We start from the raw sequence: 23,172 nt of genomic DNA on the forward strand, positions 1-23,172 counted from the left end.
TGATATAAGCCAATCAACATTGCTCCAATAAGAAATAAAACACATAATACTAAAGTATAAGTTTAATTATAAATTAAATTTACACTTTTAGTTATTTTGATTCAGATCAATATTAATTTTAATTTTTAACATTTCAAAAAAGTAACACCACGTTTATTAACTTTTCACCCATTTGGGTGATGATAAATATGTCACTTGATGACTAATATCTATTCAACACACTCATAAATATAACACGATACTTGAGCTATCCATTGACTGTAAATTTAAGGGATTAGAAATGCAGATATCAGAAAATAATATTCCGCTAGATAATGGATTCCATAAGTCCCCTTCAGAGTTTGAAGAAGAAATAAGAGGAGGCCTCATAGAAATTGGGGTTGAACATGTCACTTTAGTTATCATGTCAAAAAACAAAGACCTTATATTCAAATATATTCAAGGTCTTAGTAGTAGAATTTCGATATCTAAGCGAGTAACAGAGAAACTGGAATCTTACCTATCTTCACTCTCAAAAGATAAAAAAGGTCAGTTATGTCATAGCTTAGACACAACTATCGAAAATCGAATTTTTGATCACGAAGAGCTTTCGATAGTTAAAAGTGGCCTAAATAACTACTCAATCTTTGATGAACTTTCTTACGACTATGAAATTTTCATTATTTTTCATAGCGTCAATACACTCAAACAAGACGACATTCGTCAGCTTGAACTTATCTGTGATATCACGATCGCTTGGGCAAATTCTTGGATAGCCCATCATACTATGTTATTGCATTGGAACCGCTACTCTGAGCCTAAAACTAACCACTTAGCGCCCACTCTTACAAAATCAGAAACTGATGTTTTAGACCTAATAATCAGAGGGTTAACGGGTTCAGAAGTCGCACAAATACGCAGTGTATCTAAAGAAACAGTAAGAACTCAGATTAAAAGTATTCTTCACAAAACTCAATGCAAAAACCAAAATCAACTGATATCACGCTTTGGTCAAGGTCAATGGCTAATGACTCAAACAACACGCTCAACTTACACGTAACTCCGTCGAAAAAGCAATAAGGTAAGGTACTTATGTCACACCACCTTCCATCTCCATATATATGTTTAATGACTAGAGATGCTGTTTTATCTCGGGTCATACGAGACATTTTGAAATTTGTATTCCCATTGAATCAAATTCAAGTTCTCGAGTCGTTTTCCGAACTTGATATCAATTATCGAGGCATCGTCATTTACGATAGACAAACCATACCCATGCCAAATAAGTGTGGTTTACCCATCGTAAACAGGCAGGATAAGTGGATTGCAATCAATACCACAAACTCCAGTTGTTATGATTATTTGCAACTTGGATTTTTTGGCCAAATCGAAACCAATCATTTTGAATTCTTACCTAAGGCAATTAAATCTATTCAAGATGGTGAACTATGGTTTCCTCGCCATGTTATGGAGAGTTTTATTATTGACTTATGCATTAGCGATACAACAAAAACACCAATATCTATAACAGAAAAAGTTACAGCGAAATTTTCATTAACTAAAAAGGAAAGACGTGTTTTTGAGTTAATGTTGCAAGGATTTTCGAACATTCAAATAGCAAGAGACACAAATGTAAGCATAAATACCGTAAAGACTCATGCTTACAATGTAATGTCTAAGTTGGATGTTCATTCTAGACATGAGTTATTTGCAAAGGCTCATGAGTTAACCGTTTAAAATTAGCACTCTTTTCATACCTATTTATTAGATATATCACCCACCGTTGCGAGGCATATATCGTAGTTACAAATTATCATCTATTTGTTGTCAAAAATAACACAGGTAATGAGGGAATAATTATGAAAAAGTTAATGATAGCAGTAGCGGTAGCAGGGGTGATGTTTAGCGTAAATAGCTTTGCACACAATCATGGAACAGCTCCAGTTGGAGCGAAAGTAATCACATTTCAAAACCTTAATGACAATATGTTTGCGAATGCTGGTGCTTCTGATGGTGCACATATTCGTATGGAAGGCACAGTTCCACAACGTTGTATTTTAGATCTGCAAGGTCAACGTCAAGGCAAGGGTAAACCTGGCAATGGCGATATTACTTTAACCAATATGCTTGATGATGCCAAAAACACACTCAGCATCGGTAATAAAAAGCCGGTTGCCAAGCTACGCGCATGGTGTAACTACGGCAACTCAATGGAAATCGATATGACAGCGACACCTTTTAAAATGATCACTCGTTATGGCTTAGCTCTAGGAAAAGAGCGTATCGACTACACATTGGCAGCTAATGATAAATCAGTGTTTGACACTCGTAATGCATCCAATAGTCCATTTGGTTATACCGAAGGTAGCTTCAAAGTAAATTGGTCAGGGGAGCATCAGCAAGAAAAAATTGCTGAAGTACCTCTTTCAATCACGACAGCCGGTGCTGCGCTAGCGAGAGCTGGTAATTACCGTTCAACCGTTTACGTGAAACTGCAAGCTCAAGCATGTCATCGAGGTTCTTGTAACTAACACTAAAATCAGAGCCCACCTCACGTGGGCTCACTTTCCCAAGGAAGGGCTTTATGAAAACAATTATTTTAATTATTAGCCTATTACTGCATCACGTAACAGCCTTCTGCTATGAAATAACGCCTATGTACCAAGAGATGGAAGAGTTTGGCAGAAAAGCGCTCACAAGCTATACCATTAACAATACTCAGGATCGCTCTCTTCCTGTTGAAGTCGTGGTATATGACGTGAACTATGACGAAACAGGAGAAGTGCTCACGCTCAATGAAGATAGCTTTCTGATTCTACCCCCTCAAATTATGGTTAACCCCTTAAGTTCACAAAAAATTCGAGTTCGATATATCCCAAGTGACGCTCTCACAACCACAAAATTGTATCGAATTGAATTCAACGAATTAGAAGTGAAAGGCCAAGAAGACAAAGAAAGTAAGATAAAAACACTATTAAGTTTTTCAACCTTAGCTTTTGTCTCTCCGAATACCATAGAACCCACAATGACAACATCTATTGATAACGACAAAGTCGTTGTAGAAAACACAAGTCTAGTGGTGGTTAACTTACTTCAATCAATATTCGAGCTTCAAACCAGTGAAGGAACAAAAGATCTTCCTTGGAATGAAATTGAAACCAGAACCAGTGGTTATCTGATGCCTGGTGCAACCGCTCACTATCCAATTCCAGATGACATCGGCAACGTGACAGCCATTTCTATAAAACAAAAAAAATAGAGCAAAATTAAGCATTTATGCACTTGTAATTATGGGAGGGGAACATGATCCGATCTTACGCAGCCCTCCTGTGCATCTCTTTGTGTCTATTTGCCATCCCCAGTGTCCACGCGGCTGATTGGTTGTTTCCATTTCCAATCAACTATCTCGATTCCATGGTCGGTGAGGTTGATGCCTTTTCTGATGGAAAAACCGTATCCAAAGTACATACCGTTCAACTGCACACTCTTATTGGTTCAGCTTTAACGTCTGAAATATCCAACAAGTTATCGCTATACAAAGAGACATTTATTCCTGTTGAAACACTTAAAGAGTGGGGAGTTCTACTCACTTTCTCTTCGTCAGAAATGGAGATCACTCTGTCTTTTATCCAAGACGTTAGAAAAGAGCAAGCTCTAACATTCAATACTCCTTATTCTCCTCCTATTTATTCAAAGTCAGCATTTTTTACGAATATTAATAACTTAAATTTTGGCGTTTCTGACACAAGAGGAGTGGAAACTCAGAGTGACGAACAATCATGGAATATAGAATGGAATTCAACGGGGAATTTTGCAGGTGCTCGTGGCGTTAACTATAAGTTCTCCGGCTATTTTGATGGCGGAACGGATGAAGAGCAAAACTTCTATCGCGGTGATATTTCTGCGTTTATCGACCGTGCGGATGTCCCGTATCGATTAACTTTTGGTGACCAAGTCAACACCACTTCAGGCCACCTACCAAGCCAACAATTCGGTGGTTTTGGGTTTGAGCGGAATTACTCAGCATTACAACCTAACCGAAGCATCCAGGTCGGCGGTACTCAAGCGCTCATTTTAGAAGAGTCCGCTGATATTGATCTCTATATCAACGGTTCATACATCACTGAGTTTCGCTTGCCTCCAGGTCGCTATAGATTAGATGATCTCCCCCTATCTTCAGGCAGCAACGATGTTCGCTTGGAAATTGAATACCAGTCTGGTCGAACGGACTCAATCCTATACAGTGTGTTCTACAATTCAAAACTCTTAAAAGAAGGTATCTCTGATTTTGGTGTGTATTTTGGCGCCCCTTCTGAAATAGAAGACAGTCGTTACGAATACGATACAGGCAGCCTAATTTCCACGGCCTACTATGACTACGGCTTAACCGACTATTTAACGCTTGGTTTGAATGGGTTCTACCACAAAGACGGATTGATATTAGGTGGTCTATCTACCTTTGGCACTCCATTAGGTAATATCGGCTTTCGACTCTCAGGCAGTCAATCCAGTGAATATGATGAAACAGGTTATATTGCGAGTCTAGATTACGCGGCATCTCTTTGGGACCAAAATAACTATAGCGCCCCTAACTTACGTATAGCTCTCGAATCCTATGATTCCTTTTCCTATCAACCTTGGACGGAAGAAGGCTCTACCGGTCACTCTGCAGCCGTCAGTTACACCTTTGGCATTACCGATAATATTTATTTATCCCTTTCATACAACCTCGATAAAGAGAGTGGTTATGACACTGAGTGGAGCGCAGAAGCTTCAACATCTTGGTCTTACTCTAACGTAATTATTGGCCTAGGCGTCACCCACGAAGAAGACCCGAATGAAGGTACCTCTAATACCGAAGGGGTCATTTCCGTTGATTGGACTTGGAGTTCCGATGATGGTCAATACTTTGCGGATCTCGGGTATGCAAGTGACACCGAAGTATTACGGGCCAACTTCAGTAAACCAAGTAAGAACCAAGTTGGAAAATATGGCTATGCATTATCTGCAGACGTGGAATCTGACCAAGGCCAATACCAACTGCGTGGAGACTATGTCAGCAACCGAGTCCGCTACGACGGTGATATCACCTACTACAACGCAACAGAATCTGAAGACAGTGTCGTCACCTCTTTTAGACCAAGCACAGCCTTCACCATTAGCGATCGCACTTTATCTTGGTCTCGCCCGATATACGGTGCGGCAGCGGTAGTGCAAGTTCATGACACCTTGGAGTCTGAAGTACTGATCAACAGTGATGACGATGACAACGCAGAAGCCATCTCTTCAAATGGACTCAATAATGCAATAAGTCTCTCTACTGCTCATACATCCCAAAGCTTCACTGTGTATGCGCCCGATGCTCCGATTGGCTACGACATTGGTAACTACTTCTACAACGTAACCCCAGGAGCCTACACCAGCCACATTTTCACCGTAGGATCAGACGCATCCAAAACCGTTATAGGCAGATTGAGCTTGGGCGATGGAAAGCCCCTTTCACTGACTCAAGGTTACCTCGTCAGCAGTACGGGGGATTCAACTCCATTTTTCACCAATAAAGGTGGACGGTTTGTTGTGGAAGGTATTCGTAGTGGTGACTACAAGATTCAAACCATGGACTCAGATATTACGGGACAAATACACATCCCAGAATCAGAGGACAACTTAATTCGTCTTCCCGAGATTCAACTCACACAAGGAGCGAACAATGAATAGAAAACCCTTAATGATGACTACGCTAGGGATACTAGCGTCGTGTCTAATTATATTACCTTCACTAGCGCTCGCCGAAAACTGCGCTGGGATCTGGAATATCACTCAACTGAGCAATACACCGATTGAATTTGATAAATCAGGTTATGCCAGTATCCGATTTGAATTGAAGAAACTTCGTTCTAAAGATGGTCAATGCGCGTTGAAATCCGTGCGTTTAAAAGTTCTCAACAACTCAAAAGCCTCGAATATTCACTTTATTAATCAAAATCAAACCATGCTTTCTTATGACCCTAAAGAGCGTGAATACTTACTTAATTCACAGCAAAGCCGCCCAGTCCGCTTTTCTTTGGTCGATCCCACCGCAAAAATCAACTTTGCGGCTAAATATACAGTGCCATTTCTCGTCAAGTTACAGTTTGAAAACAACCAAGTATCAACAGTATCTACGAACGCAAATTACAAGGTTAAATCATTCGTCACTTTAGATTGGTCTGGTCGAGGCAACAGTTTCCATCAGACGGCATCGGGATACCGCTGGGCTTTAGGTGCTCTATCAAACAACAAACGCTATCAAACCGATTTTGTGATCAGCTCAAATTCACGCACTGAACTATGGGTAAAACCAAAGTATCGAAAGCTGGTTAACGCTCAACATCCTGAATCGGCCATTGAATACAAACTCACCATTGACGGAATTGAAATCTCCCCTTCGCATCAAATGATTCCGATAAAGCGCTACTCAAGAGGAAAGCACAATATCCCTTTTGATTTAACCATCACAGGAAACACAAATTTATCGCGGGCTGGACACTACAGAGAAGAGCTACAAGTGCAAGTTAAAGCGATAAACCCCATTTTTTGAATGGGCGAATGAATACTAACGGACTTCGAGTTTTTCGAGCCAAGGTTAAACGATATGAATGTATTGAAACTCATCATAAAACAACGGCACTGGGTGATAGCCTGTGCCACCTTATGCATCTTATGTTTACACATTGGCGACATTAGGAAGTTGACAGGTTTTGTTGAAAAAGACCAACGACACAGAACTCAACTCATTCAGTTTCTTGTCCAAAATAACGTATCCCGGACGCTAGAAATATTAGGGGCGACACTGTCGTCTTCAAACAGCTACATCGACATTAATCACTTGAAAGGAGCACTTCATACATCATCATCTCCTTTCTATGAAAGTGATTACCAAACCGTCGCGCATCGCTTTGGTTTAAGCCCAGACTCATCTTTGTTCACCGATGCCATCAACCATAAACATACACTTTGGGCTTTAGACTATGACCGCATTGAGCCGCGAGTACATTTGATCGCAGGTAATATACAAGCACCCAACTATGTTGAAACCCGTTTTGATCTAGTGCCGTATTTCCCTCGACTTAATTTTGGGTCAAATACCATTTTGATGATTGAAAATGAACAGCAAGAGTTCTTCATGCCTTCTGGAGAACCCGCTAATGTCACTTTCGCCAACGGCCAAAATAACTCAAATAGCTCAAATAGCTCAAATAGAGTCCATCCATTAGAAACTGAGTCAACATTACATTTTACGGAAGCGTTCCTTTGGAACTTGCCGTTCTTTAAGCTCAATTTAGACGAGAGTCGGTACTTTCATTTGATTACCGTTCCTCTACCTCAGCTAAACGCGAAATTACTGGTGTTCGACAACATGACCACCTCCGTCGTTGAGATAATAGGAGCACTAAAAAATCTCATTGAAATCATTCTGTTGTTAGGGGTTGTTTACTTATTGATGCAGGCGTTTTCTCACTATCAGGACAGAACGGCAAAAGCTCTCGAGTCAGACACTCTCACAGGGCTTAAAAACAGACTTCACCTTGAAACTGCAAGCTCACGAATCGCACAAGAGCAACAACAGGAACAGCCTCGCTGTGTCGGTGTAATCGCCATAGACCTCGACCATTTTAAGATGATTAATGATAAATATGGTCACCACATAGGTGACTGCGTCTTGGTTCGAGTCAGTGAAATCTTATTAGAGAGTGTCAGAAGAGATGATGAATGTTATCGCATCGGGGGCGATGAGTTTATTGTCATAATTAAGACGGAAAAACAGTCCGACATTGTAAAACTCGCCGACCGTATTCGCACAAAAATATCGAGCGATCAACAGCTACACAATAAAGTCAGTGGGGGGATTTCTGCATCACTAGGGCTTGTCGATTTATCAACGGGTCAATCAATTGAAGAAGCCCTCATCTCCGCAGATGAACTTTTATACCAAGCTAAACATCGAGGGAGAAATCTAGTACAAAGCTCCATCTAACCCTCAATTTGGTGCAACGAATCACGATATAAAATCAAATAGATTCATTCATGATAAATGAAGATTAAAGAAAGCTTATAAAGTCTCATTATATCTATATTTGTAATGATTTTTAGCACAACAATCGGTATAAATTAAACTATCAATATGCCGACGACATGATGAACAATGAAATATTCAGACTTTAACCTTATCCCAACTTTCGTTGCCATTATGGAAGAGCGCAGTTTTAGCGGTGCGGCAAAAAGACTCGGGGTTAGCCAATCAGCCATAAGCCAAAGTGCAACTCGACTTAAGACCTTATTTGATGACCCTTTATTTCTGCGTGAAAGTCATGGCATTACCCCAACTAAGTTAGCACTCAGCATCTATCCCACGTTAGCCACTGCAATAGAAGAGATCAAACTCACGACACCATATTATCGTGCCTTTGACCCAGAAAGTTGTGACCGAGAATTTGTCGTATCGGCTTTAAGCGTATTCGGTTTAAGCATCTTACCTGTAGCATCAAAGATTATTGGTCAAGTTGCACCATTGGCAAGTGTCAAAGCTGAAGCTCATGTACATCAATCAGATACAACAAACATGTTGAGACACAAATTCGATATAACTTTGGATGTAAATTATGGGCAATACCCGCAACTATGTTCAGAAGTGATCATGAAAAACCAGCTCAATGTGATTTGCAGAGAAGATCACCCTCGCTTAACTGGGCCAAGTATATCGGCAACAGAGTTTCTGAATGAAAGGCATGTGACACACACAGTGCCGGGTCAGCAGAAAAGTTATTTATTGGACAAAGGGCTTAAAGCAGAGGAGTTGTTAAGACAACGAGATATTGCCTGGCACTCAAACAGCATCACGGAAATGCTGCCGATCATTGAGCAAAATGACTATGTAGGTATATTTCCAAACATACTGTTGGAAAAACACTTTAGTCATTTCAATCTGAAGACATTAAAATGCGATTTCTTACCGGACTGGTTGAGTATTTCAATGTTCTGGCACGCATCAAGAAACAATGACCCCAGCCATCAATGGCTTAGAAGTGTTTTTTCTGAAACATCCAAACAGTTGTCATTGAAATACTCTTAACGTTAGATTCAGAATTATTGAATCATGACTAAAAACGTCAACAAGCTTAGGTATTATCGATCGCTTTCAGCACTTTGCATGGATTACCCACCGCAACCACATTGGCTGGAATGTCTTTAGTCACCACACTTCCGGCGCCAATCACACTGTTTTCACCGATCGTAACACCGGGGCAAATAATCACACCGCCACCAAGCCAAACATTGTCGCCAACGTTAATCGGCGTGCCAAATTCGACGCCTTCTTCAACACGCCCTTTCACATCTAATGGGTGACCCGCTGTTAGAATCTGTACATTGGGCCCGAGCAACACATTGTCGCCAATGGTCACTTCTGCTACATCCAGGATCACGCAATTGAAGTTAGCGTAAAAGTTCTTACCCAGCTTGATGTTTGAACCGTAATCACAACGGAACGGCGGTTCTAAGTGCGCGTTTTCGCAGCCGGGAATTAATTCTTGAGTAGCCGCTTTCCATTCAGGTGTGTCAGGAATACTGTTATTAAGTTTTTGAAGGGCCTTACGACATTCGATACGCGCCGAATACAGCTCTTCATCCCAAGCCTGATAAGGTTCGCCTGCTAGCATTTTTTGTTTTTCTGTTCTCACGTTACTTACCTGTTTTCACATAACTTAGCTATTTTCACATAACTTAACTAATGGTGGTCAATTCATACACCAAAAAACGCAATATCGCATATCTAGAACGGTCACAATAAGTTCGGTTTCTAACGGATTTCGAAGATGCGTAGCCAATCACGATTTGTAGGTAAAATATGAAACTCACTCACAGTTAATTGAGCCTAGACACGCTGAGCAACTGAGTCGCGAACCACTAAACTTCCAGTCGTACTCAAAGCTTTGGCTTGCTCAGTTTCACCGACAATTTGCAGGATCGCCTTTTGAGTCATTTGCTCCAATGGCACACTCACAGACGTGAGGCTTGGCGTTAAAAACGCACCCACTTTGCTGTTATCAAAGCCGACAATAGAAACATCTTGAGGCAATGAGTACCCAAGTTCAGTTAACGCCTTAATCGCACCAATCGCCATGTCATCATTTTCCGACAAGATAGCGGTGAATGTTGCTTTGCTTTTTACCAGAGCCTGAGCCGCGTGATAACCGCTCTCCATCGTCCAATCACCTTGAACAACTTTGGCCTCATCCAATGCAATACCCTGTTTAGTTAGCACATCTTGATAGGCTTGGTAACGCAGCTCATCGGTCGAAGAGCCAGCTTTACCACGAATCACTGCAATGTCTGTATGGCATTGCTCGATGATGTGTTCAACCATCAAACAAGCGCTCTGATAATGGTCGGTGGTAATGGCATGATTAGGCTTCGACGGCATTTCTCGGTTGAGTACCAGAATCGGTGTGTCAGTGCTTTCGATGACCTTTGCAATCTCGCTTTCGGTTAAGCATTGCGGATAGATGATGATGCCCGCGCACTTCATATCCAGCAGGAAGTTGATCGCCTTTACTTCGTCTTCAGCACTGTGTTTGCCATCGGTGATCACCAATTGGTGATTCGACTTTTCGCTATAAGAAGCCGCGTGATACATCAAGGAAGAAAAGTAAGGGCCATTGAACAACTCATTAGTGATTACAAAGCCGATGAAATTGGTCTTCTTGGTCGCCAATTGCTGGGCCAACAAGTTCGGTCGATAACCTGTTTCTTGAATCGCATCGAATACCTTTTTCACCACATCTGGGCGCACGATGTTCTTGCCATTTAAGACACGAGAAACAGTCGATTTAGATACACCTGCGCGGTTTGCGACGTCAAGCATGGTTACCATTCGCTTCTTTTCCTTTATAAAAAATTAGCCGACATAGGCCGACTAATTCATTGCAAAATGACAGTTCACAGTTCACATAACTGCGCTGGGAAATGCATTCTAAATAGTGGCACCGTTAGATGCAATCACGCCTTTATACCACTCGAACGACTTCTTGCGCTTGCGCTCTAGTGAGCCAGATTGATCGTTGTGCTTATCTACGTAAATGAATCCGTAGCGTTTTTTCATCTCACCGGTGGTGAACGACACTAAGTCGATACAGCCCCAAGGGGTATAACCCATCAAGTCAACACCATCAATCGCAACGGATTTTTTCATCTCTTTGATGTGGTCGCCAAGGTAAGCGATGCGGTAGTCGTCATTAATGCTGCCATCTTCTTCTATGGTGTCGACAGCACCGAAGCCATTCTCGACGATGAACAATGGCACTTCATAGCGCTCATAAAGAGATGCTAAACAGAAACGCAAACCCGTTGGATCAATTGGCCAGCCCCAATCGCTAGACTGGATGAACGGGTTATCGACCGAGTTCTCATGACCGCCGTCCATCGCTTCTTCAGTCGATTGATGAGAAGAAGAATCCAAGGTATTAGACATGTAGTAGCTAAAGCCAAGGTAATCCGCTTTACCTTCTTTCAAGATTTGCTCATCTTCGGGCTGCATCTCAATATTGAAGCCTTTGATTGCCCAGTCACGCTTAGCGTAATTTGGGTAATGGCCACGCACCATCACGTCCGAGAAGAAATAACGATCACGCATCGCTTGCTGTGCCACCATAATATCTTCTGGCTTTGAAGAATGAGGATAGAAAGGCACCATCGCACACATTGCGCCGATTTGAAGATCTGGATTGATCTCGTGACCTTTCTTAACCACCAAAGCACTGGCAACAAACTGATGGTGAACCGCTTGATACATGGCTTCTTGCGGCTTTTCACATTGTGGAAACTTCACGCCAGAACATAACCAACCAAAGATATCTGCTGAAGTATTCATCTGGTTATTTATCTCATTGAACGTCATCCAGTACTTAACCTTGTGCTGGTAGCGTTCCATCACTGTGGTTGAATACTTAACAAAGAAATCGATCACTTTACGGTTCATCCAGCCCCCGTATTCTTTGGCTAGATGGTAAGGCATTTCAAAGTGGCTCAGTGTTACCACAGGTTGAATGTCGTATTTCAGCAGCTCATCAAACAGATCATCGTAAAATGCTAAACCCGCTTCACACGGCTCAGCTTCATCGCCATTTGGGAAAATACGCGTCCAAGCGATACTGGTACGGAAACACTTAAAGCCCATCTCAGCAAATAACTTAATGTCTTCTTTGTAGCGGTGGTAGAAATCAACAGCCACTTGGTTTGGGTAGTTTTCACCATCAATCACACCATCGGTGATTCGACGTTGTACACCATGAGCACCTGCCGTTAATACGTCAACGACACTCACACCTTTACCATTCGCATCCCAGCCGCCTTCTAGCTGATGCGCTGCTACTGCACCACCCCATAAAAAATCGTTCGGAAATTCGTTGTTCATACCATTACCCGCTACAAGTTATTCGTGAAAAAGATCGGGATTAGAGAAGCAATCGCAACTCTGAAACCGATTTCAATAAAAGTAAAGATACAGACTGAAACCGGTTTCAACAATACCTTTTTGATCTTTTTTTGATCACGAAGTGAGATCTAAGGAAAGTACTCATGGTTGGTGGGTAACGTTCGAGAACGCCTACACAGAATGCAAAAAAGCCAGTTCAACGAGTGTTGAACTGGCTTTATATTAGTAGTTAAAGTAAACCAATAAAACAGACTACGACAATGGCAGCTGACGGATCATCTGCTGAACCTCATTGCCATATTTTATTCGTTGTCGTGTCTCTTCGAGTGCGTACATTTGCGTCTTCTTGGCTGCAGGGTTGGCACTTCGACCTTCCGTAACCATGGTATCCGCTGAAGACTTTTCTTCATCTAATCGCCCAGGTATTGTTTTAACCGATGACCAACCTAAACCACCAATCGAGCGCGCCGTCATTATACCTTGATAGATGGTATAGCCTCGGGCGCCCACTTTGACTTGTCCAAGAAGAATCTTGGTAAACCCACCATGAATTGGAGGAGGTGTGTACGTCATCGTCTTACCGCCCTGCGTCATTCTAGTTGCAATAACCTGCCCCTTAGAGCTGCCGATTCGCATCGCTGGGTTCGTTTTAGAGGCCCACGCAAGATTGTACTCACCAGAAGGCCTAATCTTGTTCATCAAACGAGAACCAAGACCGGGCTGAGTGACATCTTCCAATGCCCCACCCGCTCTTACCCAACGTAAGTTCTGAACCGACTTGTAGGCTGAATATCCGCCACTCACCACACCAATGATATCGAATGGAATGGTCGCAATATCGAGTTTATGAGAGATATCCCCATCATCGATAACACCCGAGGCAATTTGTAGCGCACCACTAGTCATACCTGCAATACCACCGATGATACCTGCAGCCAATACCAAGCTAGAACCGCCCGTTGGTGCAGCTAAGGCAATACCAACAATACCCGCGATAACCCCAAAAGCACCAAACAAGATCTTACTGATATTCAGATGTCCGCTTGGGTCTGTGAAGTTAATCGGATCGTTATGGCAGTACACATAAGCATTGTGAACCCCCTCATTGAAAGGGGCCAAACTGTCCGGTGCATTGAAGCGCATCAACTTCGGCTGGTAAACGCGATAGCCTTGGCCTAAATGGTAGCCTTGCAGGACAGGATCCAACCACTCGCCATTAAAGCCAATCTCCGAATGAGAGATAGTCATCGACTGCGCCATCGCTAAACGAACCGAAGTAGGAAGCAGTGAGATGCCACCAGCCACAGCTGCAGTTTGACCAATTTTAATCAGGAACTCACGTCGATTAAGTGGGGTAATAAATACCGAGTCTTTATTGTTCATTTGCATTCCCCGCTTGATCACGTTGCCCATATGGAGAGTAACGGTACATAGACCCTGTTTTGCCCGACGTATTTGACGCGATTACAGAACCATTTTGATCCGTGGCCAAGAACGTGGTTTCCGAGTCCATCTCTGACCATTTAGGTACCCCTTCGTGATAGATATAGTTGGTCAGTTTGCCATTTTCTTCTATCGAAGCGAGATCGCCCCATAGATAGTCAAAATGACGAGTTTCAGAAGACGATTGCTGTGTAGATAGTCGATCGTTGCTGTCATACTGATAGAGCCATTTGGTATTATCAGCTAACACACGCTGTAATCGGTCGAAATTGTCATATTCAAGAATTCGACCATCCGCATCTTGAATCATGTTGCCATTCAAGTCGTATTTCACTGTTACCTGACCGTCGAGTTGTGGATGGGAATGAGTAATACGAGTCAACTGGCAAGGGTCATCCGACTCATAAAAGTAACGAGCGAAATCCTCAGATTCAGTAGTCGCTGTGCGTTGCGTCAGCATGTTACCTAGCTCATCATAGCTCCAATCAATAGACGTCATAGGCTGAGACCAATCGCTCAGTGGGCCCGCGCCGAAGAACTCGACTTTAGTCAACTGAGAAAGGTCATCATAGGTATAGATTTCCGTCAGATTACCTAAAGTTGCACACTCCTTTTTACGAGAATTAAGCAGCCCTAACGCGTTATATTCTTGTGATTGCTCAAAGATATAATTATCATTCAAGGCTATAGCTCGGTTGACTTCGCGACTATATTCATCCCATTCGAGTTCAGTGACTTGGGTTTGACTACCCGATATCAGTGTCTCTAATATCACTCGATCAAACTCATCATATTCGTAGTAAACCGTTGTTGAATTTGAACTCAACTTCACTAATCGTCCGAGTTCATCGTAACCATACTGGCGAGTGTCCGTGTCACTATCAATTGCAGTGATAACCCCACCATCGGAGTAGCTGTAATAACGAGACTGACCATCATTCACCTCGGCTTCAGGTAAGCCTTTCGTCGAGTAGGTAATGGTACTTTGATTGCCTTCACTGTCCTGACTCCCTGTCGGTAAGCCGGATATTGGGTCATGACTGTAACTAGAAGCTTGCCCATCAGACGACTTAGCACTTAGCACTCCCAATTGGCTATCGCGAGCAAATAGCCTTGTTGGGGCTGCCATGCTGGTTTCAGTTTCTGGGATATTGCTGCTATCCGCATAAGTCCACGCCAATGAAGCTTGGGGACTCGCTCCTCTGCGCAGGGATCGCGGCCGTCCCAATCCATCAATATCGCGTTGCCCTAAAGTCACCCCACCAATTTTCAGATCTACAACTTGTGACTGGTCGGTATGTTCAGCGTAAGTGATATCTTGATCGACACCGTTCGCTTGAGTCATGCGAATCACACGATCAAAACGGTCGTAATGGTAATGCTTGGATCGAGCGAGAGGATTCGTTTCTTTAATCAATCTTCCCCATGAGTCGTACTCATAATTCCAACTGTTGATGCCTTGCTCTTTTTTCTCTTCTAGCCCCCAGCTATTCAGAGAACTGACCGTCATGGTCAAACCTTCAATACCTTGGGTTTTCTTACGTGAGGCAAGGTTATTGAACTCGACACGACGTTTTCCATTCGCTAACAGAGTCGCTTTAACCTGATCCCACTCATCGTATTCATAGCTTTCTGTTAAAACCACAGGCGCAGATCTAGAATGGCGATCAGGCAGCACATCGTAGGTACTCTTGCTTTGGAGTCTGCCCAACGCATCGTACATTTTGGTCCATACGACCGAGCTACCAACTTTAGCCTCTAATTCACGTCCTTGACCGTCCCAGCTTTGTTCACACAAGTTGCCTTTGCAATCCGTTAGCAACAGGATTTGTCGACTCATACCAGTATCAACAATGTATTGATACGAACGGGCTGCACTTCCTTCAATCCGTTCTTCAGTAGTTCTACGAAGCGAATCATAAGTAAATGCACAGCTAACTCCGTCTGAATCGACATGACGCGCGAGTTCTCCAATATCAAGGTAGTGCCCAACCGCAAGATTGGTTTTGGTATTGTCGTGACAGGTCAGCTCTTCGTGTTCTTCAAGGACATCGCTATCCAACTCATAGCGATAGTGAGAAATAGCAGAATACGTGCCGTTAGGATGAAGAATGTCATTTTGGACTGAAGCCAATCGGCCGAAAGAGTAGGTCTCACCAGTATCAGTTTGATAAGCGTAATGACTTCTATAGCGTTGGACGTCTTCTTCCAAACTCAGAACCACATCACGATGGCCATTCAGCCCCTCAAGAGAAGCGTATTGATAAGAGATCACTCTCTGTTCTGATCCATTGTTGAGCGTACGAGATTTTACGAAATTCACCATGTCAGTAGGCGATGCAGGGCAATCTGCTTCACCATTTTTTGCGTAGTATTCGTAACGTTCTGCGATGTCATTCTCATCAACGAACTTAAGCATGTTGCCATATTCGTCATAGTCCCAAAATCGACTTTGAGCTTGGCTATCCGATCCAGAAAACCAGATTTGTTCCTCTTTACTGATCAAAGAATACTGAGCAGGTTGATCCGAAAACTGCTGGTTATCAATCGCTGGGTATTCCAGCCTTTTCAAATGAACAAGGTCTCCGTTAACCTGTCGAGCTTCTTCAACGAGTAGATGAAACTGATTGTATGTTTGAGCGGTGACAATAGAGCCATTTTCGATTTTTTGTACGCGATAAGTATATTCGTAACCACGCTCAAGTAAGTTATCAAGCCCTTCACTTAATTCACCGCCACGTACACCGTAACCCATGAAATTGCGGCTATCTGTACCAACACTGTCGTAGGTTGTGCTAATAACTGGCGAATTAAGGGTAAGAACATCGTGTGCAGTAACGGCTGGTAAGTAAGTCATTGAGTTGACTCGAATACCATCAGCCTTATATCTCAAACGCTCGGTCAAGCCACAAGGATGGTTTACCTCATTGATTAACGTATATGAACCAATGCTTTCATAACCGAAACTATAGCTACCTGCTTGTTCTGGTAAATTGCATTTAACGAGCTTGTTATTGCTAAGAGTAAGACTGAAGTAAGCTTCATGGGTACTGCCAATATTAGTAAAAATATTAACGCGCCCTACCGAGATATACTCAACCCATAAAAGCGCGGTCTGTTTGGTTGTTCTGTCATCCCAAACTTTATCTAAGCGCTTATTTTGTCCCACGTTGAGCCAAGAAAAGTAGAGAGCATGACCATTGCTTTGGGTGATCTTAATGATGTCGCCATCTTTATCTAAAAGATCAGTACGTCCATTTTTATACGTGATTTCATAACCATTCGCGCTAGACGATACCGAAAAATCGAGCAGTTTCTTGTAACGAATACTCATCTCTATATTGGCGTTTAATTCAGCACGGTAGGATTGCCCATTTGCAAGATAGAGCTGTTGGTTCTCGATGTCGTATCTTGGGAGATTCAATTTCCAGCCTTTACCGAAACCAAGGTTGTCCGTCGAGTAAGGTGAGAATTGAATCGAGATATCGAGGTTTGGTCCCTTAAGCCAGTTACCAATAAGAGAGCCAAGTAAGATTTGATATGAATAGCTTCTGGTTCTTTGGTCTACGCCGCCCGAACAAAAGCTATCAAAGTTAAAAGCGTTTGAAGTCCAATTAGACATAAATTTCCCCTAAAGTGAATGAGTTAGCTCAAAGTGGATGAGCTAACTCTGATTTATCTGGATGTTATTGGCTAACGAGATTCCAATGGGTGTAATCCCATTTCTGGCCGCCACCAGTAAATTCACTTTGAGGATAAATAAGCTTTAGTGGTCCTTTATTTCCGTATTGGTCAAATACAGTAAATCGGTACTCTTTTTGAGAATCATTGTTCGATGTCCCGCTATTTGAATAAAGCAATTGGCTCAGAGTCACTGATCTTAGTTGCTGGTTAACTCGCCATACCGCCGTGCGACCTTCGCCAGCGGCGCTATTCCAAACATATTCATCAGATACATTACGCTCTGAACCTGGAGCGAACACATAACCTTTCACTGAACGAAAGCCATTAGTGCAATCTGAATAACAACCTAACCACTCATCGTTTAGGAACACCTTATCGCTGTCCGACTCGTCGAAGTTATCCATAGCAACCTCGACCAGTTTCACTGAAGTATCTTTGGGCGTCACATAGAAGTTATACATCTCAGCTTTTTCGAAATAGAAATCGTCAGTGTTAGTTTCTTCCCATACCTGTTCACCTTCTCCAATCTCTGAAAAGTCAGCAGCACTATAGGACTTAGGCTGTACGCTTTGATAGAAGGCACTTGATTCATTTGGATAAGCGCAACTGTCGTAGTAGTTATTGTCATATTGGCTACCAGTATTGAATTTAACTTTCATACAAACTTCACGATGCTGAGCTACCTCGTTGCTATAGACCCAAGCGGTTAATTTGGTATCCGATGCTGCAACCCGAGACGTTGGTAGGCCCTTAGAGTACCCATAACTGTTCCCCATTTGGTGAGAGTAGTCATTTGGGTTCAATGTATACCCCCAGCAATCTCTTCCGTAGGTACAGTCTTTATTTTTGCCTAACTCTTGTTCACTATTCTTAAGGTAAAAAGATATCGCACCTTCTAAGTCACTCTTAGGTACTGTCACTGGTCTGCCGTAACTATCAGCGAAGGAAACTGACACACTAAGTTTGGACTGCATTCTTCCATTGCCATAAAAAGGCATGGGTACGCCGTTACTTTCATTATGATCAGCCGTTAAGTCATCGGCCACCACATGATAATCACTATTAATTCCTGCAAAACTTGCACTAGAAAAAAAACACGCTGACATTGCTAGTAACAATGATTTATTCATCGACAACTTCATAGTATTAACTCTACATATTATTAGGTAAGAAATTAAAGAAAAGACAATGATATATCTGGATATAACAACTTTGTTGATAGTTAAATTCACCCTAGGGTCTTCGCCCTATTTTAAAATTCACACTATCAACGATTACAAGTGCCATTATCCATTCTGATAACCATTGCTTACACGCCATTTAATTGATTAAACAGACAGCGCTAATTTAATTAATCAATTCATCAATGTAAAATTTCAAAGTCTTCTTATCCCTAGCCAATTCATAAAACCTAATGAAAAAATATACCAATAAAAAACAACAACTTAAGGTTACATGTGTAACATTGTTTCAAATTCATTCATGTAATAGCCACACTCAGAATCGAGAGGGAATTACTTTTTATAAAAATCAGCCTGTTTATTTGCTGTGACTCGCATCGTTATACCACCTTACTGTTAATACTATCATCGCTTTTACATTGTTTTTATATTAAGAAGAACTATTCGAGATAATTACCCTTACCCATAAAATGGTAATATTCATTATTCAGCTGATATCCTCAGATATCTACCGCGTTCGTTAATTACGTCAAAATATAAAAACCACCTTAAAATTGCCACTGTGTTCAATTATTAACCGACAAGATGATAATTTATATGCTTTTATCTAATTTCTATTAATATAATTAATGAAAAGTTAATGAGTTCTTATTAATTATCTCTCTCAATATTTTGAAAACCTGTTTGCCCCTCTACCAGGGTAGACTTTAGACTTAACACTCTAGAAAGCGAATCTATGTTCTACGTTGGAACTCGGCTTAGTGGCCACGTTAGGCGCAACGATTGCGCTATCTGCGTAAGGAAAATGGCGAATGTGGAATAGAAGGTCGTAGTGCTAGCTTATCAAGCCATATTCGTGGGGGTGTTGCGCTGATTCCGCCGCTTATCGAGTGGCAATGGCCGACGTGGTATGAGTTGGTGCTGTTAGTGTTGGTCGGTGTTATTTCTTCTATCGGCCAATGGTTTGGTGTCAACGCTTACAAATGGGGAGAAGCGAACATAGTTTCAAATATTGAGTACTCACAGATGATCTACTCAATGATTCTTGGTTACTGTTGTATTCCGAGTTGCCAAACACCATAGCGCTGATTGGCGCCGCGGTGATTATTTTCAGTGTCATTATGCCTTTTGTAATCAAGCTCAAGAAAGGTCAATAATTCACGGTTCCATTTGCCCCGACCAATTAGATAAGAACGAATGGCACCCCAACATCAATGCTGCTCAAAATACTGATCATGCTGCGATTTGCCAGATTGGTCTTGAGTGCCAGGGTAGAACTGAACGAGTGTCTGGTCGGCTAGTGTGAGGTGAATCCAACCCTCTTTGACTTTCAGCCAATTGGTGCCGTTGGTCTTATAGACGGCAGGAAAATTGCCCCAGCCTGACTCTGATACTTGCAACTCTTGAAAGCGGTCGATCGGCGTTAGCTTATTGCTGGCAAAATCTGCGTCGGCATAGACTGATAAAGGTTCGATAGCATCGTTTGGCTTAAACGTGTAACAGCTGATAGCGGCTGAAATGCGATCAAACCACTGGTAGGGTTGTGCGCCTGTTAAATCGTAGACCGTGCAATCATTGAATTGAATGGCCCACTCTTGATGGGCTTTGAAGCCAAGGTAACCTATGGGCTGGGATGGTTCAGGCTTCGAGTCAGCCTCTGGTTCATATACCGGTTCTGAGGTAACACATCCCATCAGCCCAAGACTAAAAAGGAAAGTCAAAGCACGCTTCATCATTGTAATACCTCAGTTCCGTTAGTGAGTTAAAAGCTATTCAAGCTCCCTCCATTAAACGGTAAGTTCTAAGCGATTACCATCAGGATCGAGTACACAGCTCTCATAATAGCCATCGCCTGTTCTTCTTGGACCATCTAAGCGCTCATAGCCGTCTTCGACCAAGCGACTTGTAAGTTCATCAACCGCTTGTTCCGAGCCTAATGAAATCGCCATATGAATGAAGCCCGTAAATTGATCATAGATGTCATCTTTCGATTCAGGCACCGAGTCCATTTCCATGATCTCTAAACGGCTCCCTGTTTCGAAAGAGAGGAAGTATGAAGAAAACCCTTTGGTTGGGTTGTGATATTTTACGTTGGATGTCGCGCCGAAATAGTTTTCATAAAACTGCTTCAACACGTCGAGTTGTTTCGTCCAAATAGCGATGTGTTCAATCTTCATTTTGTTCACCTAAGTTTGATGTCTAACGCTAGATTACTCATCAAATAAGGAACAATAAACAGAACGAAATTCATTGAAACTGTTCCTATTTAATGGACGCGATCTTATGTCCATAACTGCACAGTATTGGTATCTATGTTTGTGTAATAGTTATCTTTCCTACATAGTCAGTGTTTTACACATTCTGAGATATAAGCCGTGAACTTTATAAAACTAATAACTCTCGCTGCGATATGGGGCGGTTCGTTTCTGTTCATGAGAATTGCCGCTAATCCGCTGGGCCCTGCGGTGCTGATCGAAGCGCGAGTTCTGTGCGCTGCCGTCACTCTACTCTTGGTTTCTTTTTATCTGAAAAGGAAGCTTTCTTTTAATGCCCATGCGAAACACTTTTTCATTCTTGGCTTGTTTAATACCGCACTTCCCTTTTTGTTTTTCGCTTATGCAGCGCAGACACTGAACGCCTCGACACTCGCTATCTTGAACTCTACCGCGCCAATATGGGCGGCGATCATTGGTGCGATATGGACAAAAACAACACTCGATGCAAGAGTTCTATTAGGGCTTGGAATTGGGGTAACGGGAGTTGGCGTATTGGTCGGTTGGGATGCGATGAACATTGGCCGTGAGGCTGTGTTTCCTATATTTGCGGCGGTGATGGCGGCCTTTAGCTACGGAATAGCGTCAAACTATACCAAACAAGCACCTAAAGTTGAGGCATTCAATAACGCTCATGGCAGCATGTGGGCTGCGGTATTAATCGTGTTGCCGTTTGTCTTCTTTATGCCGATGAGAGAGGCTCCTGATCTCACCATCACCACATCAGTTCTCTTACTGGGCGCCGTTTGTACTGGCCTTGCTTACCTGCTTTACTTCAATCTCGTTTCAGAATTGGGTGCGCCTTCGGCTCTGTCTGTCACCTTCTTGATTCCTGTTTTTGGCATCTTGTGGGGCAACCTGTTCTTAGACGAAGCGATTGGCCTTAACACCATTTTCGGCTCGGTTCTTGTTATTACCGGTACCATGTTAGTAACCGGTATGACGCCTTCTAGGATGATAGAGAGCGCTAAACAGAAACGAGCGGCAAGAGTAGCTCGCTAATCAAATGCCAATGAGCACTTAGAATATCAGCAATGCATGTTGGAATAACGCTGGAGAGCTAGGCCGCTGACGGTTAACTAATAGAAGCCATTAATCGGCCATGTATTGCTGAATCTTGTTTCTCAACCACTGATGAGCAGGGTTCGGTTCCGTTCTCTTATGCCAAATCATGTATTGCTGCACAGGCAACACTTCAAACGGCTGATCAAGAACTTGAAGCTGGAATCGCTCAGCAAATTGATTAGCAAAACTACGAGAAGTACTGCCGACACAATCAGAGCCTGACACCAACACACACATCATCATCAATGAGTCACATTCTGAGCTCACTTTTCTTTGTTTGATGGCCTTCTTAGCGAAATAATCAGCCGTATAAAGACGAGAACGACGCATTCTAAAAGTGATGTGCTTTTCATCGTAATACTGCTCTTCGGTCACGACGCCATCAATTCTTGGGTGCCCTTTACGAGCAATCAATACCAACTTATCCTCAAGCACTTGCTGGTTCATATAACCATTGACCTGCGGGTAGTGAATATCTATGGCGAGATCCGCTTGCTGCATGCTCAAACTCTGCAGGAGTTCTTCTTCGTTATTCGGCACCATATTGAATTCGATTGAGATATTTCCCAGCGTTTCATCTTGCTCGACAAGCGGCTGAAGCTTGGTTAAACCTATCTCATTAACCAGAAGTCGGAATACATGATGCTGCTGATTATCGAATTGCTTCAAGGTACTTACAGCGCTGGTGATTCCTTCGAGTGCAGGTTCCACTCGGCTTGCTAGTTGCACCGCAGCATTGGTTGGAATGATCCCTCGCCCTTCACGAATAAACAGATCAGTATCAAGCTGAGATTGGAGTCTCTTCAAGGCTCCACTCACCCCAGGCTGAGTCATACCAAGCGATTCTGATGCAAGCGTGATCGACTTTAATCGATACACTTCTAAGAACACGCTCAATAGATTTAAATCCAACTTTTCCACGTCGCTCACCGTTACTCTCCCTGTCAATGTGGTCTTAATCAATCATAGGTCAGGATTCGTCTTCGTCGCCCAACCATTGCATGATTCAATACATAGCCAATCGTGATGTATTAAATAAAGCTTACTTTATTTTTTGCTATATGTCTTATTCCTA

At 42.5% G+C, this 23,172-nt stretch carries 19 protein-coding genes; 10 read left to right on the plus strand and 9 right to left on the minus strand.

Annotated elements, in window-relative coordinates:
* The first annotated feature begins 280 nt into the window (after positions 1–280).
* The 8 genes from AACW75_RS04640 to AACW75_RS04675 all read left to right on the plus strand — a co-directional run bounded on the left by AACW75_RS04640 (position 281) and on the right by AACW75_RS04675 (position 9,091).
* A complete protein-coding gene (locus AACW75_RS04640; RefSeq protein WP_017073635.1) occupies positions 281–1,039 on the plus strand; it encodes a helix-turn-helix transcriptional regulator in 759 nt (252 codons plus the stop codon).
* A 32-nt stretch (positions 1,040–1,071) separates the two neighbouring features.
* On the plus strand, positions 1,072–1,716 hold the full coding sequence (locus tag AACW75_RS04645) for a helix-turn-helix transcriptional regulator (protein ID WP_054545930.1): 645 nt from the start codon (positions 1,072–1,074) through the stop codon (positions 1,714–1,716).
* Positions 1,717–1,838: 122 nt separating this feature from the next.
* Entirely contained in the window at positions 1,839–2,510 is a 672-nt protein-coding gene (locus AACW75_RS04650; RefSeq protein WP_017073637.1) for a hypothetical protein, read from the plus strand.
* A gap of 53 nt (positions 2,511–2,563) precedes the next feature.
* The gene (locus AACW75_RS04655; protein ID WP_135454259.1) at positions 2,564–3,238 is read left to right on the plus strand and encodes a fimbria/pilus periplasmic chaperone; all 675 of its coding nucleotides are present in this window, start codon (positions 2,564–2,566) and stop codon (positions 3,236–3,238) included.
* A gap of 44 nt (positions 3,239–3,282) precedes the next feature.
* Entirely contained in the window at positions 3,283–5,697 is a 2,415-nt protein-coding gene (locus AACW75_RS04660) for a fimbria/pilus outer membrane usher protein (protein ID WP_145569754.1), read from the plus strand.
* Positions 5,690–6,559: a hypothetical protein gene (locus AACW75_RS04665; protein WP_145569753.1), complete on the plus strand. Its 870-nt coding sequence runs from the start codon at positions 5,690–5,692 to the stop codon at positions 6,557–6,559. The genes AACW75_RS04660 and AACW75_RS04665 overlap by 8 nt, the downstream gene beginning before the upstream one ends.
* 54 nt (positions 6,560–6,613) lie before the next feature.
* Entirely contained in the window at positions 6,614–7,996 is a 1,383-nt protein-coding gene (locus AACW75_RS04670; RefSeq protein WP_237297615.1) for a GGDEF domain-containing protein, read from the plus strand.
* A gap of 168 nt (positions 7,997–8,164) precedes the next feature.
* Positions 8,165–9,091 carry a LysR family transcriptional regulator gene (locus tag AACW75_RS04675; protein WP_065206636.1) on the plus strand — a complete coding sequence of 309 codons (927 nt, stop codon included), beginning with the start codon at positions 8,165–8,167 and terminating at the stop codon, positions 9,089–9,091.
* Between the two features lie 46 nt (positions 9,092–9,137).
* On the opposite strand, the gene AACW75_RS04680 is transcribed toward AACW75_RS04675, so the two are convergent.
* The 6 genes from AACW75_RS04680 to AACW75_RS04705 all read right to left on the minus strand — a co-directional run bounded on the left by AACW75_RS04680 (position 9,138) and on the right by AACW75_RS04705 (position 18,708).
* Positions 9,138–9,698 (minus strand): sugar O-acetyltransferase, encoded by a 561-nt coding sequence (locus AACW75_RS04680; protein ID WP_145569749.1) that lies wholly within the window; start codon positions 9,696–9,698, stop codon positions 9,138–9,140.
* Positions 9,699–9,892: 194 nt separating this feature from the next.
* On the minus strand, positions 9,893–10,891 hold the full coding sequence (locus AACW75_RS04685; RefSeq protein WP_145569747.1) for a LacI family DNA-binding transcriptional regulator: 999 nt from the start codon (positions 10,889–10,891) through the stop codon (positions 9,893–9,895).
* 99 nt (positions 10,892–10,990) lie between these two features.
* Positions 10,991–12,430: a 6-phospho-beta-glucosidase gene (locus tag AACW75_RS04690; RefSeq protein ID WP_017078512.1), complete on the minus strand. Its 1,440-nt coding sequence runs from the start codon at positions 12,428–12,430 to the stop codon at positions 10,991–10,993.
* A 273-nt stretch (positions 12,431–12,703) separates the two neighbouring features.
* Positions 12,704–13,834, minus strand: coding sequence for an RHS repeat-associated core domain-containing protein (locus tag AACW75_RS04695; protein WP_017081371.1), 1,131 nt, complete (start codon positions 13,832–13,834; stop codon positions 12,704–12,706).
* Positions 13,824–17,516, minus strand: a complete 3,693-nt coding sequence (locus tag AACW75_RS04700; RefSeq protein ID WP_102448098.1) for an RHS repeat protein — start codon at positions 17,514–17,516, stop codon at positions 13,824–13,826. The genes AACW75_RS04695 and AACW75_RS04700 overlap by 11 nt, the downstream gene beginning before the upstream one ends.
* 64 nt (positions 17,517–17,580) lie before the next feature.
* Entirely contained in the window at positions 17,581–18,708 is a 1,128-nt protein-coding gene (locus AACW75_RS04705; protein WP_017082599.1) for a hypothetical protein, read from the minus strand.
* 834 nt (positions 18,709–19,542) lie between these two features.
* On the opposite strand from AACW75_RS04705, the gene AACW75_RS04710 reads away from it, so the two are divergent.
* Positions 19,543–19,842 carry a hypothetical protein gene (locus tag AACW75_RS04710; RefSeq protein WP_237297616.1) on the plus strand — a complete coding sequence of 100 codons (300 nt, stop codon included), beginning with the start codon at positions 19,543–19,545 and terminating at the stop codon, positions 19,840–19,842.
* Between the two features lie 128 nt (positions 19,843–19,970).
* Here AACW75_RS04710 and AACW75_RS04715 read toward each other — a convergent pair whose 3' ends face one another.
* Positions 19,971–20,495 (minus strand): hypothetical protein, encoded by a 525-nt coding sequence (locus tag AACW75_RS04715; protein ID WP_145569743.1) that lies wholly within the window; start codon positions 20,493–20,495, stop codon positions 19,971–19,973.
* 51 nt (positions 20,496–20,546) lie between these two features.
* Entirely contained in the window at positions 20,547–20,936 is a 390-nt protein-coding gene (locus AACW75_RS04720) for a VOC family protein (protein ID WP_017078507.1), read from the minus strand.
* 198 nt (positions 20,937–21,134) lie between these two features.
* On the opposite strand from AACW75_RS04720, the gene AACW75_RS04725 reads away from it, so the two are divergent.
* Positions 21,135–22,034: a DMT family transporter gene (locus AACW75_RS04725; protein ID WP_145569741.1), complete on the plus strand. Its 900-nt coding sequence runs from the start codon at positions 21,135–21,137 to the stop codon at positions 22,032–22,034.
* 90 nt (positions 22,035–22,124) lie between these two features.
* On the opposite strand, the gene AACW75_RS04730 is transcribed toward AACW75_RS04725, so the two are convergent.
* Positions 22,125–23,027 carry a LysR family transcriptional regulator gene (locus AACW75_RS04730; RefSeq protein WP_004732294.1) on the minus strand — a complete coding sequence of 301 codons (903 nt, stop codon included), beginning with the start codon at positions 23,025–23,027 and terminating at the stop codon, positions 22,125–22,127.
* Positions 23,028–23,172: the final 145 nt, after the last annotated feature.

The sequence above is a fragment of the Vibrio sp. L3-7 genome, assembly GCF_963898195.1.
Classification (GTDB): domain Bacteria; phylum Pseudomonadota; class Gammaproteobacteria; order Enterobacterales; family Vibrionaceae; genus Vibrio; species Vibrio echinoideorum.